Source organism: Deferribacter autotrophicus, from assembly GCF_008362905.1.
Taxonomy (GTDB): Bacteria; Chrysiogenota; Deferribacteres; order Deferribacterales; family Deferribacteraceae; genus Deferribacter; species Deferribacter autotrophicus.
This window is the reverse complement of record NZ_VFJB01000003.1, coordinates 224,520-242,995: the sequence shown is the minus strand read 5'-3', so window position 1 is coordinate 242,995 and position 18,476 is coordinate 224,520. Positions and strand designations below refer to the sequence as shown.

Annotated in this window: 16 protein-coding genes; 14 read left to right on the top strand and 2 right to left on the bottom strand. The window is 29.4% G+C overall.

Features of this window, described 5'->3' with window-relative positions; all coding sequences use genetic code 11:
- Positions 1-8 precede the first annotated feature (8 nt).
- The 11 genes from FHQ18_RS03175 (at position 9) to FHQ18_RS03130 (ending at position 12,547) form a co-directional block, all read left to right on the top strand.
- On the top strand, positions 9-425 hold the full coding sequence (locus FHQ18_RS03175) for a chemotaxis protein CheW (protein ID WP_149265723.1): 417 nt from the start codon (positions 9-11) through the stop codon (positions 423-425).
- Positions 422-2,551 (top strand): methyl-accepting chemotaxis protein, encoded by a 2,130-nt coding sequence (locus tag FHQ18_RS03170; protein ID WP_149265722.1) that lies wholly within the window; start codon positions 422-424, stop codon positions 2,549-2,551. Before FHQ18_RS03175 ends, FHQ18_RS03170 begins: the two co-directional genes overlap by 4 nt.
- 7 nt (positions 2,552-2,558) lie before the next feature.
- Positions 2,559-4,475 carry a hybrid sensor histidine kinase/response regulator gene (locus FHQ18_RS03165; protein ID WP_149265721.1) on the top strand — a complete coding sequence of 639 codons (1,917 nt, stop codon included), beginning with the start codon at positions 2,559-2,561 and terminating at the stop codon, positions 4,473-4,475.
- Positions 4,472-5,458 carry a chemotaxis protein CheB gene (locus FHQ18_RS03160; RefSeq protein ID WP_149265720.1) on the top strand — a complete coding sequence of 329 codons (987 nt, stop codon included), beginning with the start codon at positions 4,472-4,474 and terminating at the stop codon, positions 5,456-5,458. The genes FHQ18_RS03165 and FHQ18_RS03160 overlap by 4 nt, the downstream gene beginning before the upstream one ends.
- Positions 5,451-6,827 carry a hypothetical protein gene (locus FHQ18_RS03155; protein ID WP_149265719.1) on the top strand — a complete coding sequence of 459 codons (1,377 nt, stop codon included), beginning with the start codon at positions 5,451-5,453 and terminating at the stop codon, positions 6,825-6,827. Before FHQ18_RS03160 ends, FHQ18_RS03155 begins: the two co-directional genes overlap by 8 nt.
- The gene (locus tag FHQ18_RS03150) at positions 6,820-8,181 is read left to right on the top strand and encodes a CheR family methyltransferase (protein ID WP_149265718.1); all 1,362 of its coding nucleotides are present in this window, start codon (positions 6,820-6,822) and stop codon (positions 8,179-8,181) included. The genes FHQ18_RS03155 and FHQ18_RS03150 overlap by 8 nt, the downstream gene beginning before the upstream one ends.
- 134 nt (positions 8,182-8,315) lie before the next feature.
- The gene (locus FHQ18_RS12585) at positions 8,316-8,468 is read left to right on the top strand and encodes a hypothetical protein (protein WP_188020324.1); all 153 of its coding nucleotides are present in this window, start codon (positions 8,316-8,318) and stop codon (positions 8,466-8,468) included.
- A 9-nt stretch (positions 8,469-8,477) separates the two neighbouring features.
- Positions 8,478-9,287, top strand: a complete 810-nt coding sequence (locus tag FHQ18_RS03145) for a transporter substrate-binding domain-containing protein (protein ID WP_149265717.1) — start codon at positions 8,478-8,480, stop codon at positions 9,285-9,287.
- Between the two features lie 60 nt (positions 9,288-9,347).
- Positions 9,348-10,289 carry an amino acid ABC transporter permease gene (locus FHQ18_RS03140; protein WP_149265716.1) on the top strand — a complete coding sequence of 314 codons (942 nt, stop codon included), beginning with the start codon at positions 9,348-9,350 and terminating at the stop codon, positions 10,287-10,289.
- Positions 10,282-11,019 (top strand): amino acid ABC transporter ATP-binding protein, encoded by a 738-nt coding sequence (locus FHQ18_RS03135; RefSeq protein WP_149265715.1) that lies wholly within the window; start codon positions 10,282-10,284, stop codon positions 11,017-11,019. Before FHQ18_RS03140 ends, FHQ18_RS03135 begins: the two co-directional genes overlap by 8 nt.
- A 7-nt stretch (positions 11,020-11,026) precedes the next feature.
- Positions 11,027-12,547, top strand: a complete 1,521-nt coding sequence (locus FHQ18_RS03130) for a 2Fe-2S iron-sulfur cluster-binding protein (RefSeq protein ID WP_149265714.1) — start codon at positions 11,027-11,029, stop codon at positions 12,545-12,547.
- A gap of 377 nt (positions 12,548-12,924) precedes the next feature.
- On the opposite strand, the gene FHQ18_RS03125 is transcribed toward FHQ18_RS03130, so the two are convergent.
- Positions 12,925-14,964 carry a hypothetical protein gene (locus FHQ18_RS03125; protein ID WP_223144575.1) on the bottom strand — a complete coding sequence of 680 codons (2,040 nt, stop codon included), beginning with the start codon at positions 14,962-14,964 and terminating at the stop codon, positions 12,925-12,927.
- Positions 14,873-15,592 carry an acyl-[acyl-carrier-protein] thioesterase gene (locus FHQ18_RS03120; RefSeq protein ID WP_149265712.1) on the bottom strand — a complete coding sequence of 240 codons (720 nt, stop codon included), beginning with the start codon at positions 15,590-15,592 and terminating at the stop codon, positions 14,873-14,875. Before FHQ18_RS03120 ends, FHQ18_RS03125 begins: the two co-directional genes overlap by 92 nt.
- Positions 15,593-15,666: 74 nt before the next feature.
- On the opposite strand from FHQ18_RS03120, the gene FHQ18_RS03115 reads away from it, so the two are divergent.
- From FHQ18_RS03115 to FHQ18_RS03105, 3 genes are read left to right on the top strand one after another with little or no spacing between them, the layout of a single operon-like run.
- A complete protein-coding gene (locus FHQ18_RS03115; RefSeq protein WP_149265711.1) occupies positions 15,667-16,152 on the top strand; it encodes a roadblock/LC7 domain-containing protein in 486 nt (161 codons plus the stop codon).
- 2 nt (positions 16,153-16,154) lie between these two features.
- Positions 16,155-16,736 (top strand): GTP-binding protein, encoded by a 582-nt coding sequence (locus tag FHQ18_RS03110; RefSeq protein ID WP_149265710.1) that lies wholly within the window; start codon positions 16,155-16,157, stop codon positions 16,734-16,736.
- A complete protein-coding gene (locus FHQ18_RS03105; protein ID WP_149265709.1) occupies positions 16,737-18,260 on the top strand; it encodes an Rne/Rng family ribonuclease in 1,524 nt (507 codons plus the stop codon).
- The last annotated feature ends 216 nt before the right edge of the window (positions 18,261-18,476 follow it).

Sequence of the window (18,476 nt, the reverse complement as noted above, 5' to 3'; positions counted from 1 at the left end):
ATTTAGCCATGTATTTAGTTTTTCAACATATGAACATGAAATTTGCAATAAATTCTAATTATGTAAAAAGTATCAGTTTGATTAATTATATCTATCCTCTTCCACTTCAAGATAACTTTCTGCTAGGTATCACAAATATTAAAGGAGAATTATATTCTGTAATAAATTTATCAACTATTTTTTCTGAACCAAAATCCGTATCAATATCCAAATATCTTATAATACTGTCATCGCCATACGACTTTATTGTAACCTCAGATGGAAAAATTCACCTTTTTGAAAGTTTAGGTAACCAGGTTGAAAAATCCATCTCGAGCGATTTCATAAAAAATGAATATAAGCATGAAAAAGAAACCGTTTATTTATTAGATCTAGATAAAATCAAAGAAAATTTAAACGCTACCTTAATAAAGGGGGAAAAATGAAACAGATCAGTTTTAAAAATGTACTAATTTTTAGAATCATAGCCCTTACCGTCCTTTTCTGTATTTTTGCATTAATATTTTACTCTCTCATAAATAACCTGCTGAACAATGTTGCCCAACAATTCCTTGTTTCTATGGGAAAAAATATTAAAATAACTATTGAATCCGTTATTGCTTCAGAACAAATAGAGTTTCAAACATTATCTGAAAAGTTCATAAACAAAAAAGATATCAATGAACTTAAAAAGGATATCAAAAAACTAAATTATTCAATAATTCAATATAAAAATAATAATGGGATATTTTCTTCATCAAATTCTACTACAAGCAAATCACTACCATCTGATTTATTAAAACTCTTAAATAACAACAAGTTATTAACATTTTATTATATTAAAAATAATTCTCTTATAATCAACAGATATCTTTTACTTAATAACGATGATGTACTTTATCAATTTGTAAAAAAAATCCCCTTAGATATAGAGCATACTTTTATTAACACTCAAATAAGTTATGTAACCAAAAGTTTATATGATGAAAATAATAAACCAATTAAATCATCTGAAATTATTACAAGAAAAAATCAACAAATTGAGTTGAATATACCTGAAGCAGGATTAAAAATATATTTAAGTCTAAATTCATTCTTACCAATTACAAATACAAAAGTTTCATCGATAATCATAATTACAATTCTACTTTATTTAATTTGGCTAGCAAGTGAAATTTTCTTTATTAGATTTACAACTAAACCTCTATTTCAAATATTTTCAAACTTTAAAAGGATTAAAGCTGGAAGTAGAGATTTAAGATTCGGAAACTTTTCAATTTATGAATACGATATTATTGCAAAAGCGGCAGAAGAAACATTAAATGAGCTTCATCAGGAAGAAATAAAAGTAAATACCATCTTATCAAGATTACCAATTCCCGTAGCAGTGTTTGACAAATCTTTCAACATAAATTATCGAAATAAAAATTTTGATAACTTATTTGATCTTGATAGCGAAAAAAATTACAATCTATTAGAAGTTATTCCCGAATCAATGAAGACTTTAGAAGAAAATATTGATAAGTTTGTCAACTCATTAAAACAAAAATATAGATTTGAATTATACGATCCAAAATATGATGCTTATTATATCGTAAGATTAGGAAAAATTCTTGATAATCAAAACAAGCTAATTGGCTATCTTATTACATTTAATGACATATCTAACCAAAAAAAGGATAATTTACTCCAGGAAGAAAGAGCAAATAAGCTACAGAAAATTGTAATGAATATAGAAGAAGCCGTTATTCATCTCACCAACTCCTCATCAGAACTTGAAGCATCAGCTTCTACTCTTAGTTCAATGCTCTCACAACAAAATACAAGCATTTCAGAAACAAATACTTCCATAATGGAGCTAAACACTTTTACAGAACAAATATTATCATCCTTAAATAATATTGCTAACAAAAGTGACGCAATAAATGAAGAAACCAAAAAAACTGAAGAAAAAATAAATGAATCCAATGAAGGGATGAAAGAATTAACCAACAAAATTAACAAAGTATTTGAAATTACAAATAATTTAAATCAAAAGACTGGTGAAATCAGAAAAATTTTAAAAACTATTTATGAAATTTCAGAACATACAAATATTCTTTCTTTAAATGCATCCATAGAAGCTGTAAGAGAAGACACAAACAAAGAAAGTTTTAAAATAATTGCAGAAGAAATAAGAGAACTTTCTGAAAAAACCTATAAATTTACATCAGATATTGAAAACAAAATCGAAGCAATTAGCTCATTTTCAACATCATCTGTGATGATTGTAGAAGAAACTATCAAGAATATTGAAGAAGGGTATAAAGATGTAAAATCATTGTCAGAAAACTTTGAAAAGATTTTTATAGAAATTCAGGATTTAAACGCCAACCTGCATGAAATTATTAATGCGATTAAAGATCTAAAACAAGCCACAGGTGACATTTCCAATACATCCAATGAAATGCTTGCTGCTATGAGTGACGCTTTAAAATCCGCCAATGAAACATTGCAAACAGCTCACGACATCAAAGCAGTAGCAAAAACTTTAAGAGAAACTATTGAAGTTATTAATAAATTGAAACATTAAAAAAACAATGGATAATAAAAAACTTTTTAAAATTTTTACTGAAGAGTTAACAACTCATATAAACAATATAAGAACATTTATTAACAATTTTTTTGAAGCTGAAGAAAAAGAATACCTTACTAAAATTGTAAAAGAACTTCACACATTAAAAGGTTCTTCAGGAATATTAGGGTTACACAACCTTACTGATATTTTTCACAATCTTGAAAATTACTTTCAAAGATTAACAAAACATGAAATCGAAGATAATGATAAAATCAAAATAATAGAAATTATCAATATATTAGAAAAAATTCCAAAAAATTTGGACAATCCAAATAAAATCATTGATGAAATTGATCAATTACTTAAAAGTAGCGTAATCATAGAAAAAAAGTTTAAAGATGAACAAAAAACAAGCATAATCACTACAAAAAATATTGCAACTGAAAAAGTGGCATCCTTAAAAACAGAATTTCAAAAACTTAATACACACATCTATGATCTTCTAAATAAAGTTCGTATAGAAGGTTTTACTAAAAACAAATTATTAGAACAACTTGAAAAAATAGGGTATCAACTCAACAGGTTAAACTTAACAACATTTAATGCTCTCGATGAAAAATTAAAAAACATTGCTCACTTAACTGCAACAAAATTATCCAAAAACGTTAAACTCGAAATAATCAACTCTAATGTGGAAGTAGATGAAGAAATTTTAGCCATTGCTAATGAAATACTCACACATATTATTAGAAATGCTGTATATCATGGCATTGAAAACCCTGAAGAAAGAATAAAAGTAGGTAAATCAAAAACAGGTAAGATTACAGTACAATTTAAACAGGCATCAGACAGAATACATATAATCGTCACTGATGACGGTAAAGGAATTGATGTTAATAAAATAATTGAAAAGGGAATTGAAAACGGATTAATTCAACCTGATGACATTCCAAAACTGAAAAAAGAAGATATTTACAACTTACTTTTTAATGAAAATTTTAGCACAACACTTGAAGTAGATGAAATTAGCGGAAGAGGACTTGGACTCAGTATAGTAAGAGAAAAGATTGAAAAAATTGGCGGATTTGTTGAAATAGAGTCAGAAATTGGTAAATATACAAAATTTATACTAAATATTCCTTTTACCTTCAAAAGTGTGTATTGCAAAATTTTAGCCACTGCTGACAATTATCTTGCTGTCCCTATTTCTATAATTGATAGTATTGAAAAGCTGATTACTGAAAATATTAAAGATAAAGACGGAACGTTAGTAATTGAAAAAAATGGCACACTTTTTAATCTTTATAAATTAAGTGAATTGTTTAATATTGATTCAACCAACGAAAAATTACTTATATTTTTTAAGAACACTAAAAGTGCCGTTGCAGTAGAATCAGTTGGTGAGAATATCTTATTTGACTTGATTCCCATTAAAGGCATATCAAGCAATTATAAATACTTTGTTGGCTTTTCCATTTATAACAATAGACCTATCGCAATTCTCAATCCTTCTTACTTAACTAAAACTGCTCTTAGAGAATCAAGAACAATTATTCCATCAAATCTTTATGAAAAAAAAGTCAAAAAAACCATTTTAGTAGCAGACGATAACCCTGTAATTACAGAGACGATAAAAGAATTGCTCACTAATGAAGGATATAATATTTTAACAGCACAAAATGGAGTAGAAGCCTTTGAATTGTTTAGAAACAAAAATATAGATTTTATTATTACTGACATAGAAATGCCAATTATGGATGGATTAACACTTACCAAAAATATACGCAAGTTGAATAAATCTATCCCCATCCTCATTCTCTCTTCAAAAGGTGATGAGCAAGATATACAAAATGGTCTTGATGCCGGTGCTAATGGATATTTTATTAAAAGATTTTTTATCAAAGACAGTTTCTTAAAAAAGATTAAAGAATTGTTATGAAAAAAAACATTATTATTGTTGAAGATTCAGCTTATTTCAGAACAACTCTGGTAGAAGAACTATCCAAATTTGATGACATAACAGTCGTAGGAACTGCAAATGATGGAATTTCTGCCGTAAAATTATTTGCTGAAAAAAAACCTGACGTTGTCATACTTGATCTTGTTTTACCCAAAATGACTGGGGATGCAGTAACTGAAGCTATAATGGCTATCGATCCAACCCCCATAATTTTGATAACCTCTCTTTCAGATTTTGAAATTGAAAAAAGCTTTCATCTCAATTTAAACTATTTTGTTGAAATAATAAAAAAACCGCTAGAAATAACCAGTGAATTTATAGAAAGATTAAGATACAAAATAAGATATGCCGCTCCATTAAATAAAAATTATTCTAAAGATTTTAGCCTAACTAGGCCAAAGTTTAGAAAAAATCTTGAGTCAAGAAAAGTACTGGTATTAGGTTCTTCTACAGGAGGACCAAAATTACTAAAAACAATCATTCCATCCATTTCAAAGTTAGAAAAACTTTCTGTTATAATAGCTAATCATATAGAAGTAGGATTTGAAAACAGTTTTAAAAACTGGCTTCAGTCTTTATCTAAAAAAAATGTTTATGTAATTTCTGACAATATGGAAATAAAAAATTCTATCTACATTGCTCCTACTACAAATAATTTTATTATTGATAATAACTTATTTAAGCTCACTCCCATAAATCAAAAACAGATGTATTTCCCTAGCATTGATAAAGTATATGAATCTGTTGCAAAACATTTTAGAGAAAAATGTATAATTTTTCAAATGACTGGAATGGGATTTGACGGAAAAGAAGGAGTAAAAATTGCTAAAGAATTTGGCGCAAAAATATTGGCTCAAAACCCAAATACTGCAATTGCACCAAGCATGCCAAAATCAGCTTTGCTTTATGCAGATAATATAATAAACCCAGAAGAAATTATACCATATATAGAAAATGAATAAGAGAAATATCATTGTAGCTGTAAATAGTCAGCTTATAAAAAAAATTGTATTCGATCACTATCATAATGAAAATTTGATTGTTTTGAATTCTCCTAATGATATTTTTAATCTTGGTACAATAAATAATGCTTTTTTGATTTTAGAAAACAGCTTCCTCAATGAAATTGGAACTCATTACTTGTTCTTATTGTCTGAAAATAATAAATTAAGTAGAAATAATGTTCTTTTAATAACTTCAAATATTAGGACTAAAACTATACTATCATTTACATTATCAAATATTTATATAGCCACTCCTGAAGAATTTATATCTTTTTTACAGAGATTAGATGAAGGAACACTATATTTCCCAACAAAAGAAGAGTTAATAACTTCAGCTATCTCTAGGGAAGAAATAGAAAAGAAACTCATTAAAAAATTTCTATCAATTTATTCTGAAAAAATATTGGATAATATACTTGATATTAATAATTACTTTATTGAATTGACCGACCTTATTTATACAGCATTAGATATTAAAAAACTTGTATTACATTTCATTATCGACGAACAACACTATATCTTTACTACTATAAATGAAAATGAAATAAGTCAGTTAATAAATGTTCCGCCTGATACAAAAATTTTTCTAACTGACGAAACGTATAAATTAGAAAAAAATGAACAATTTTATTCAGAACTGCTAAATTTAACAGGCAAAAATATTGGCGAAATATTCTTTATATTTGATAGGTATCAAGATACACACATACTCTATGATTCAATGCCTATTATTTTAAACATTTTGAAAAAGTTTTATCTTAACTTTAAAAATCTTATCTACAAAGAACAATTGTCTAAAAAAAATGTCGATTTAAACAAATTAATTACGGTAACAAATAAAATATTCACTAATAAAAGTCCCAAAAATTTGAGCATTATCTCTGAAAAGGCACACACATATTCTATTAATATTGATAATAAAATTTATCAAATTAGTACACTTACAACTCTATATAATCATATGTTAATATCCCTATATCTTTATCACCTTATTAATCAAAATAAAAATTTTGATGAAATATGTCTTGAATTAAATAACTTCATCCATCAAAATTTACTTCATTTCTATCCTACTCCTGTTTCTCTAACATTAATATATAATAATAAATTATATTACTGTGCCACCAATGATATGATTTTAATCGATAAGCTCAACAAAAAGATAATAAATTGTGAAAATCCTTATTTCGGTATATATAAAGATATTGACTTTCAAAAAATAGTGTTATATTTTGCTGATAATTTGGATTATATCCAAGTTCCAGATTATTTATTGATTCCCATACAAGAAAGAAATGTATTTTTGGAGCGTTTGTTAAATGCATAGTTTGTTTACAAACGATATTAAATCGCTTATTAGAAAATTCGCAGGGTTAAACATTACAGGGCCTTTAGAAGAAAAATTTTACGATACTCTTAACAAATGGCTCAACACATATAAAAGTGAAGAATACATTTACCGCACTTTATTGAATGACAGATCAGCATTATATAAGTTTTTATCAGATTTAACTATAAATGAATCATTTTTCTACAGGAATAAAAGTCAGTTTACTGTTCTAAAACCAATAATCGAACACTTAAAAGATAATACAACTATAAATATCATTTCAATAGGTTGCGCAAATGGCTGCGAACCTTATACAATCGCTATCGAAATTCTAGAGTCTTTACCTGAATATAAAGATAAAATAAATATATTAGGAATAGATATTAGTGAACAAATATTAAATGAAGCCAAAAAAGGAATTTACCAAAAATGGTATTTAAGAAATACTGATGATAACCTCATTAAAAAATACTTTGATAAAATAGATGATAAAACCTTTAAACTTAAAGAACATGTAAAATCATTAGTTAACTTCTCCAATGAAAACTTATTCGATCTACCTGAAGATAATTACCATATTATTTATTGTAGAAATCTTTTAATTTATCTTGATAAAAATGAAATCGAATTAGCGGTAAAAAAAATTGATAAAATTGCTGATAAAAATTCTTTTATTATCTTTGGTACAGCAGACATCCTTTCAATTCCAAAAGATATATTTAAACGTGAAGAAATCAATGGAGTTGTAATCTTTCGCAAAAAAGATGCCCCTGTTATTACTACTGAACACAAAATAACACAACTACCATTATTTACTGATATCAAGATAAGAAAAGCTAGAGACTCCAAAAAAGAGGAAACAGACCTTTTTGAAAAAGGTATACAACTTCTTTCTCAGGATAGGCCAAAGGAAGCACTAAATTATTTTTCTATGATAACTAATAACTTCAATCCCTCAAATTTACGCGCAAAAATATTCAAGACTTTGTGCTTAATCAAACTACACGATTTTGAAAACGCCAAAAATTTACTTGATACAATAATCAAGAATGAACCATTAAACTATGAAACTTTTCTTTTAAATGGAATTTATCACTACCTACACAATGATTACCTTAAGGCTCTGGAAAATTTTAGAAAATGCCTTTTCCTTAAAGGAGAATCAATCTCAGGATGGTATTATTATGCTTTGTGCATGAAAAATCTTGGTGAATATCAGGAAGCAAAAAAAGGATTTGAAAAGGCTCTCTATTTCCTTGAAAACTCTGAGGAAAACATTGAACTTTTTTTAGGTGAAATAACTAAAGACAGTCTTAAAAATATAATTAACACATATTTAAAAAACCTTTAAAAGATTCAACATTACTTAACATCTTTATATACACATTCAATCACAAAGTGCTTGCAAAAATTAAAAGAACTTTTTAAAGTAATGTGAAATTGATTTAAAGTGTATTTGTACAACATTTAATATTGGAGGCTATTGTGAGAGATAAGATAGAAGCAGTAGAGATAAAATGCCCAAAATGTGGGAGGAAGCAAATTATATACATACCTAAAGAATCAATACCAAGGTGTCCTGATTGTGGGACGCAAATGATAATAAGTGAATTATTAGATGAAGGAAAATCTTATTAGGAGGATGCAATGAGAAAAGCGTTACTTTCAGTAGTTTTTGTTTTTTTCTTGGCAACACTAGTATTTGCCGCAGATAACTCCCTCTGGGAGAAATCTACCCTCAATCAAATTTTGAAAAGAGGTGAATTAAGGGTAGGTCTCGAATCAGGTTACAAGCCATTTGAAATGACAGCAAAAAATGGTGAAATCATCGGTTTTGACGTGGATATTGCCAAAGTTATGGCAAAAGCAATGGGCGTTAAGCTCAAAATTGTAAATACTGCATGGGACGGAATCATTCCAGCACTAATCACAGACAAATTTGACATTATTATGTCAGGAATGACAATAACCCAAAAAAGAAACCTTCAGGTAAATTTTGCAGATCCATATATTATCGTAGGTCAAACATTACTTATTCACAAAAAAGACGCTGGTAAAATTAAAAGCTATAAAGATTTAAATAATCCAAAATATGTAATAGCTTCAAAACTTGGAACAACAGGATATTTTGCCGCTAAGAAATATATTTCTAAAGCAACAATCAACGCTTTTGAAACAGAAGCTGATGCATTTCAAGACTTTATAAACGGAAAAGCTGATGCATTTGTTTATGACCTTCCTCTATGTGCTTACTACTACTCCCTTTATAAAGATAAAGTAGTTTTCCTTGACAAACCATTTACTTATGAACCTCTTGGTTGGGCTGTAAAGAAAGGAGATCCAGACTTCCTTAACTGGCTTAACAACTTTTTGAGACAAATCAAAGGTGATGGAACTTACGATAAAATTTATAATAAATGGTTTAAAAGTACATCCTGGCATAAACAAATTCAATAAAAAAACTCATAGCCCCCTGATTCCTCAGGGGGCTTAATACATATACAAGAGAGGATAAAAGTGAACAAAAAGAGAAATAATTTTTTATGGAATGTGATTTTTGTTTTAATTCTTATTGGGATTGGTGCATTTTTTTATTTCTCAACAAAACAAATAAATTATATCTGGCGTTGGAACAGGGTTTTCCAATTTGTTTGGCATGTTTACGATAAAGAAATAAGAGCACCTTTTGATGGAACAGCAAAAATTGAAGGTAAAAAACTAATTATTGTTTCAGACAGCGGAGAAAAAGAAGTCATTGAAAAATATAGCTCAATTTCTGTTTCAGACAATGATCTTATATTTGAAGGTGATGTTGTAGCAAAAATTAAAGTAAGTGAACCAGGGCCATTACTTCTAGGACTAATAATTACTCTCAAATTATCTATAATATCAATATTTTTTGCAATTATAATAGGAATAATTACAGGTTTAATGCGTATATCTGAAAATCCGGCATTAAAAAAACTTGCCATTACATACATTGAACTAATTAGAGGAACTCCACTCTTAGTACAAATATTTATTTTTTACTTTTTTATTGGTACCGTTTTACAGCTAAACAGATTTACTGCTGGTGTTGCTGCACTCGCAGTTTTTGCAGGTGCATATGTGGCTGAAATTGTTAGAGCTGGAATTCAGTCAATCCATAAAGGACAAACTGAGGCAGCAAGAAGTCTCGGAATGAACTACTTCCAGACGATGAAATACATAATCCTACCTCAAGCATTAAAAAGAACAATACCACCTATGGCAGGACAATTCATTTCTTTAATTAAAGATTCATCCCTTGTTTCAGTTATATCGATCACTGATTTGACTAAGGCAGGAAGAGAAGTGGTTACATCTACTTTTCAACCCTTTGAGGTATGGTTTACAGTTGCAGCTCTTTACCTTATATTGACCACCTCCCTGTCCTTCTTAACTCAATTAATTGAAAGGAGGTTGGCAGAAAGTGACTGATTATATAATTGAAGCGACTAATGTTCATAAAATTTACCCCAACGGGGTTCACGCATTAAAAGGTATAAATTTAAAAGTAAAAAGAAGTGAAGTTGTAGTAATAATTGGTCCAAGCGGTTCGGGTAAATCGACTTTTTTGCGTACATTAAATTTGCTTGAATCAATAAACGATGGTAAAATTATTATTGATGGAGTAGATTTGACTCATCCAAAAACTAATATTAACAAAGTACGTGAAGAAGTTGGAATGGTTTTTCAGCAGTTTAATCTGTTTCCTCACATGACAGTGCTAAAGAATATCACTCTCGCCCCCATGGTTGTAAAGAAAATGAAGAAAGAAGAGGCCGAAGAAATAGCTTTGCAATTACTCAATAAAGTTGGACTTGCAGACAAAGTTAACAGTTACCCTTCCCAGCTATCTGGTGGTCAACAGCAAAGGGTGGCCATTGCAAGGGCTCTTGCTATGCGCCCAAAGATTATGCTTTTCGATGAGCCAACCAGCGCCCTTGACCCTGAAATGATTGGTGAAGTTCTCGATGTTATGAAAACCCTTGCAAAGGAAGGAATGACTATGGTAGTAGTTACTCACGAAATGGGATTTGCAAGGGAAGTAGCTGACAGGGTTGTATTTATGGATGAAGGGGAATTGATCGAAGAAAATACTCCTCAAGAAATTTTCTCTAATCCAAAAAATGAAAGACTCAAACAGTTTTTAGGACAGATTTTATAGAGGTGATATGTTTTTTGGCAAAAAGGTAAAGATCAATGTTAAAAATAAAAATATTGTAATTGAAGCAAAAAGTGGGGCTAATCTTTACGATGTTCTTGTGGAAAATAATATACATATAGAATCACTTTGCAAAGGGAATGGGCAATGCGGCAAATGTAAAGTGAAAATCATATCTGCTGACGGTAAAGAGATCAATAAACCCACAAAAAAAGATAGATTGGTTCTTGCAAAAATAAATCTAGAAAATGGTTACAGGCTTGCATGTCAGTATAATGTAAAATCTGATATTATCGTGGACACTGAAGAATGGATTGTAGAAGAAGATCCAAATATTGTCAAAGTTACAGTAAAAAAATTAAACAATAATAACACAAATGAAAATAAATTAGAATTTATTCAAACAAATGAAGAAAAGGACGAAAAAACAAATTTTGAAACAAAAGATGAACTCACAGAATTGAAAGATGGTCTTATACTTATTCAGTATCCAAAAGGTATTAAATACTTTGTTTACAGCGCAAGTATAGGTAACGTCTCCTTTGATGGTTATGTAAAAACAGAAGAGCCATTGATTGATATCATAGATAACAATCTTATTTCTGACTTTATATACAATTATGTTGATGTTCCTGATATTGATAGAATCTTAATTATATTAGACAAAAATAGCTACAATGGTACACATTTGTTGAATCTTGTAAGTTATTATACATTCAATATTGGAGAAATGTTTTGTGAAATAATTCAGCCTCTTGAAAATCCATCAAATTTACTCACTTTTTTTAGACTTCTCAATTTGCAGGATGAATCGTTACTTATACCTTTTGACAACCTTCAAACCATCTTTTACAAAAAAGATAATAAGTTATTTGTGCTTGATACTAAATATATTTCTTCTTCAATAGACACAGAATTTCTTTTTTCAACAGGCATAAATCCAATCACTGACATTTCAGAAGATTTCAAAGAAATAACTATTAAAGACAGTTATTTCGAACCTGACTCTCTGAGTCCCAAAGTAATTTTCAAGGCAGTTGCAAGTCTAAAAAATTATGGGATCATTGATAATAACTTCCAGTTTAAAGATAGAACTGAACTACTAGATAAAATACCAATTGAAATACTTGTAAAAATATCAAAAAGAGATAATGAAACCTTTTTCCACATATATAGAAAAAAGGAAATTTCTTTATCCATTTCAAACAAGCAGATAGAAGCTATTAAAGAACTGGGAGATTTTATTGACGCTCTATTAAAATACTGTGAAAAATTTATAGGAAAAATATCCAATATCATTATTTACAGTTTTCAGGATATTGAAGAAGCAGGTACTGCCTTTATTAACCTTGGTTTATTTCCAAAAAAATTCAGTAAAAAGGTTTCTTTTTTCAGTGGAGACCCTGCGCTTTTATCAATAAAATTTTTCAGCTACAAATCCGTACCTGCTTTCATTAACAACCACTTTAAAGAAGTTAATAATATTGAATTATATAAAAATGAAAATTTCAATTCACTTTTTAAAAAATGAATAGAGGGCATTGCACAATAAAAAACGTTTCAAGTGTGTAACTTTATGATAAACAAAAGATTGCTTCGCTGACGCTCAGGGTGACAACATTATTTGCGTCATTGCGAGGAGCGTAAGCGACGAAGCAATCTCTTTATTATCAATATGTTAAACACATGGTTGTGCGTTCATGATATTTAACTATGTACTGTGCAATATTGATAAAAAAGCGACAACAAACTAATATTTATTTTTTCTTATTAGTTTTATTTTTCTTTTTATCTTTCTTGTATCGATCCTCGATACTACATGAATCAACGCCTCAGGTGCCACCTCTGAAAAAACTCAACACAACCACCAGTAATACAAAAATTATCAAACCGATGTAATCGCCCATTTTAATCCTCAACCCTTACTTTATATTTTTCATTATCAATTCTCAAAATTAATTCAGTATTTCTTTTATCCATTAATTCTGAACCAGCAATATATAAAACAAAATCTTTTTTATTTCCATCTAATTTTAAATTTATCCTACCTTTTTCATCATTCAAATATCTGTTCCTTTCAAAAACTGCTATAGCTGGATAAATATCCAAAGGATTTGTATTCCAAAGCAGCTTGATACTCCCTTTTGAAACCACATCGATCTGTTTTAAATTCCCTTTAACTTGAGAAATAGTTAATTTTATAGCAATATCAGGTTTGCCATCTTTCGCAATCCTATTCCTAAAGCTCACATAATCTTTATTGTTTGGAATAAACTTAGCAAACATTTTTCCCTGCTGAGCATTAATATTAAAATCATACTTTTCAACTTCTACAAAACTTTTCTCATCATCCATATTCAACAATTCCATACCATTGTAAACAATTAAAAATTTCTCTTCATAAACATTATTACCCGATAACTGAAACTTCACAACGCCATTATTTATGGCTCCTTTTAAAATTTCATCATAAATCTGATATAAGTTGTCGCTAATATTGCCTGTAAATAAAACCAACTCTTTTCTATTAATATTTTCATTTGGGAAAAACATATTTAATGTAACTTCTTTTACAAAATAATTACTTAGTAGCTTACTACAATCCAAAAAGAGTAAATTTAAATAGTCATCTAAAGAGCCTAAAAGTAAGTGCTGATTCGTTTTTAAAATATTCCCTTCCACATTTCCTGCAAAACTCATTATTTTGCAAAATTTTTTTACAGGATATTTTACACTATTTGTCTTTTTCAAAATAAAACCTTTTACTTCACCTTTTCCCCCGGTTCCAAACCAGCTACCTTTAATGCTACCATCATTATCAATTTCACCAGATACCATTTGTTGACATTTAAAAAATGAACCTTTTGAACAGTTAATAGTAAAATTAAACCTGTTTTCTTCAATACTGAAATTTTCTATATTCAAATCAAAAATTTTATTTTTTTCAGCTTTGAAAACTTTTTGAATATCTGGTTTTATGTAAATATTATTGTAAATTTTATTTCCCTCTAACATTAGCAAATACACTGGTAACAAGCTTTTATTCTCATTTTTTTTCTTTTCCAAGTAAAGCTTAGTTTTTATTACTTTCTTTTTATTTTTATTGAGTTTCAAAAATATTCTGAAATCTCCATTCTGGTTGCTTTTAGTCTCAACGCTGATCCCTTTTACATAAATTCTTGCATCGCTAACATAATTTCCATCGAAATCTTCTATATGCCCTTCAATCACTATATCGCTATCCATCCCCTCTGAAATATTTATCTCTTTTTCCTTTGTTAAAAATCCCTCTTTTTCAACTTTTAAAACAATACTGTTTAGAAGGTAATACTCAAGGTTTTCTGCAATAAAATTTCTTATACTTTTTACAAAGTAGTCCGCAAAATCCACTACCGCAAATCCATCATCCCCCTCAAGTTTTACAACAAAATTATTCATTAAAAAAATCAGTGTATAATCTGCATTAAAACCATTATTCCTTCTTTTAGCAAAAATTATCCCTTTATCACCCACTGAGATTTTTTTTGAAAAATCTGCTTTCATCTGTTTTAAATCACTAAATAATTCATTTGCTTTCAAAGCATTCTTAGCAAAAAACAGCATTGCAACAATCTTAAAAGTCTTCTTCCTTTTTATATCTAGTATAGTAGTTTCCTTATCACCAAAATAAGTGTAGTGCCTTCTTAGCGTTATATAATCTCCTGATTTTTCCACATCAAAAGCAGTGGTTAACCATTTAAGTTCACCACCTTCCAAAACATTTACATCAGGAAACAGTTTTTTCAGCGATAGCAATGGGCTATCTTGGGCAAAACCAGTGGAAATAACCGTGAATAAAAGAAAAATTAAAGTTAGACTACGCAACAATAGCTTCACCTGATGCAAAAACTGTATCTTTCTGGCAGATTGAATAATGCAAAGAATTCTCCTTGTTTCTAAGCTGAACATATACATTTCTGAAATGTTGATTTATCTCCTTTAAATAGCAGATTTTAATTTCAGTTATTTTTTTATTATACTCTCTATATATAGCATCCTCAATCAGCTCAAAATAAACAGAATTGTTCACATGCCCATTTATATCATAATCTTTATATCTAAGCTGATATTCTATAATACTATCCACTTTTTCAATTTTATCAGGTTTATATCGCCTTATATCAGAATTAAAGGCATCTTCATCTTCAACAGTGTACCTTTCCACAATCTCATCCTTAACTTTTACAGGCCTTTTGTTTTTCACATCTATCAGAAGCCAAACACTACTACCCACAACACATTTTTTTCCAGCTTTCTCCAAAATAAAATCACGAAAAGCAAAAAAACCTCTGGCACCTTTACTCCAGGTAGTAATGTCTATATTATCCATATAAACTGGATACTCAAAAATTTTTATATGCAATCTATTAAGAATCCATGTAAATCCGCTTTCTGTAAAAAAACCGTTTGTATAACCTACTTTATTTGAATGATTAATAGCAGCAAGTTGAAAATATTTCGCTATGGCATTTATTGTCAATTCACTTTTAAAATCAACATCATAGGAATTAATTATTGCATTTGCTTTGAATTTCATATTAAATTATTATATAATTATTTATAAATTTGCAACAAAAGAAATTCTTATAATATATTTTCAAGGATTAAGAGATGGATGAATTTTACTTTTTAATGGATGAAGAAATCGCATCAAAAATTGAAGCAGAGTTAAATAGACTGAAGGATGAATCAAACTCCAAAGCTGTTTTTTTACTTGATAAAAACGGCCAAACAATAAGTTGCAGTAAAGATACTGAAGGATATGACAAAACTTCCCTTGGGGCATTAATTGCAGGAAATGTGGCTGCCACAGGTGGACTGGCAAAACTTTTAGGTGAAAAAGAATTTTCAATCCTTTTTCACGAAGGAGAAAACGAACATATACACATAAACCTTATAAATCAAAAATTTATATTGGTTGTTATATTTGATGAATCTACTTCTCTTGGTTTGGTAAGATTAAGAGTAAAAAAGGCAATAAACAACTTAATTCCATTATTTAAAACTATTAATAACAAAAAAAAGAGCAATGAAAGTAAACCAATCTTTGAGGATATAACAGAAGAAGATATAGAAAGGCTTTTTCAAGGTGAATAAATATGTCATTTATTAATTACTCCACTAAAGAGATAAATTGTAAAATTGTTTATTATGGTCCAGGGTTGTGTGGTAAAACTACAAATCTTCAATACATTTACAGTAAAACTGATCCAAAGATGCGTGGCAAGATGATATCCCTTACCACAGAAATAGAAAGAACACTGTTTTTTGACTTCATGCCTCTTAGTCTTGGCACTATAAAGGGATTCAAGCTCAGGTTTCACCTTTACACAGTCCCAGGTCAAATTTTCTATGATGCCAGTAGGAAACTCATTTTAAAAGGTGCTGATGGTGTTGTCTTTGTAGCTGATTCTCAAGTAGATAGAATGGATGCAAACCTTGACAGTTTCGATAACCTCAAAGACAATTTAGCAGAACACGGCTATAATCTTGACATTATCCCTCTTGTATTACAATATAATAAAAGAGATTTACCAAATATAATACCTGTTAGTGAACTTGAAAAAGCATTGAATTATAGAAAAGTCCCATCCTTTGAGGCAATAGCCGTTAAAGGGGTGGGGGTATTTGATACATTAAAAGCAATAGTAAAAGAAATTATTTTTAAACTGAAAAGCTAAATGTCAAAAGAAATTATTATAAATTCCACAGTAAACGAAACTAGGGTTGCAATATTAGAAAACGGTACCGTATCCGAAATCTATATTGAGCGACATAATAAAAAAGGTGTAGCAGGAAATATTTACAAAGGCAAAGTAGTAAAAGTTTTACCAGGAATGCAATCAGCCTTTGTGGATATAGGTCTCGAAAAAGCAGCCTTTTTGCACGTAGCCGATTTAATAGCAGAAAATATAAACGAAGATATGATATACCAAAATATTGATGAAGATCAGACTGAAAATGATATTGAAGAATCTGTAAATGGTAAACAGCAAATTCCTATTGAAGATATTATTCAAGAAGGACAAGAAATTGTGGTTCAGGTGGCTAAAGAACCTATCGGACAAAAAGGTGCAAGGCTCACCACCCATCTTACACTACCCGGCCGATATCTTGTGTTAATGCCATATTACAATCATATAGGTGTTTCAAGAAAAATCGAAGATGAAGAAGAAAGAGAACGTTTGAGAAACATACTTGCGGAATTAAAACCTAATAATTTTGGATTAATAGCACGGACTGTGAGTGAAGGTTCTTCAAAAGAGGATCTCGAATCCGATATGGACTACCTTCTGAGACTCTGGAACAAAATCTCTGAAAAAATGTCTACATCTAATGCACCAGAACTTCTCTATAAAGACTTAGAGCTCCTTTTTCGAACACTCAGAGACATTACAACCAACGATGTTAAAAGGATAATAATAGATAACAGATCAGACTATTTAAAGTTAAAATCTTTTTATAGAGAATACCTGCCCAATCTCGACCTTGAAATCAAGCTTTATGAAAACAGTATTCCAATCTTTGATTATTACAATATTGAAATTGAAATCAATAGAATGTTTGATAGGGTAGTGTGGCTTAAATCTGGTGGATATATCGTTATTGATCAGGCAGAGGCACTTACAGTTATAGATGTTAATACCGGTAGATTTGTTGGAAAAAGAAATTTTGAAGAAACCATTTTAAAAACAAACCTTGAAGCAGCAAAGGAAATTGCCTACCAGTTACGGTTAAGAAATATAGGTGGCATAATTATTGTAGACTTTATTGATATGGAAAGGGAAGAGCATATTGAAAAAGTTTTGCAAACACTAAATCAAGAATTTAAAAAGGATAGAGGCAAAGTAACTGTAGTGAACATTTCCCCATTAGGATTGTTTGAAATCACAAGAAAGAGAGTTAAAGAAAGTCTTACCAAAGCATTGAGTGAAAACTGTCCATACTGTGATGGAAAGGGATTTATCAAGTCCAAGGTTACTGTATGTTATGATATTTTAAGGGAAATTAGAAGAATTGCTCCTTATTATGAAAAAAAGAAAATCTTTATTGAAGCTCACTCCGACGTAGTGGATATCTTGTTAAATAATGAAAAAGACAGTATTGATGAAATCGAACTTATGTTTAACGTAGCTATTGAAGTGAAAGCAAATAACACATTTCATATAGAACACTATGAGGTTATCCCGCTTGAATCAATTTAAAAAATATCTGAAGTCACCCCATTTTTTAAAAATTTTGAAGGTATTGCATAATCATATGTTCGAGTCGATGGTATTGCACAATAAAAATACTTCAGAGGTACAACTTATTGGTAAACAAGAGATTGCTTCGGGACTTACGTCCCTCGCAATGACGTCAATGTCATCGTCATTGCGAGCGTCAGCGAAGCAATCTTATTATTACCAATATATTAAACA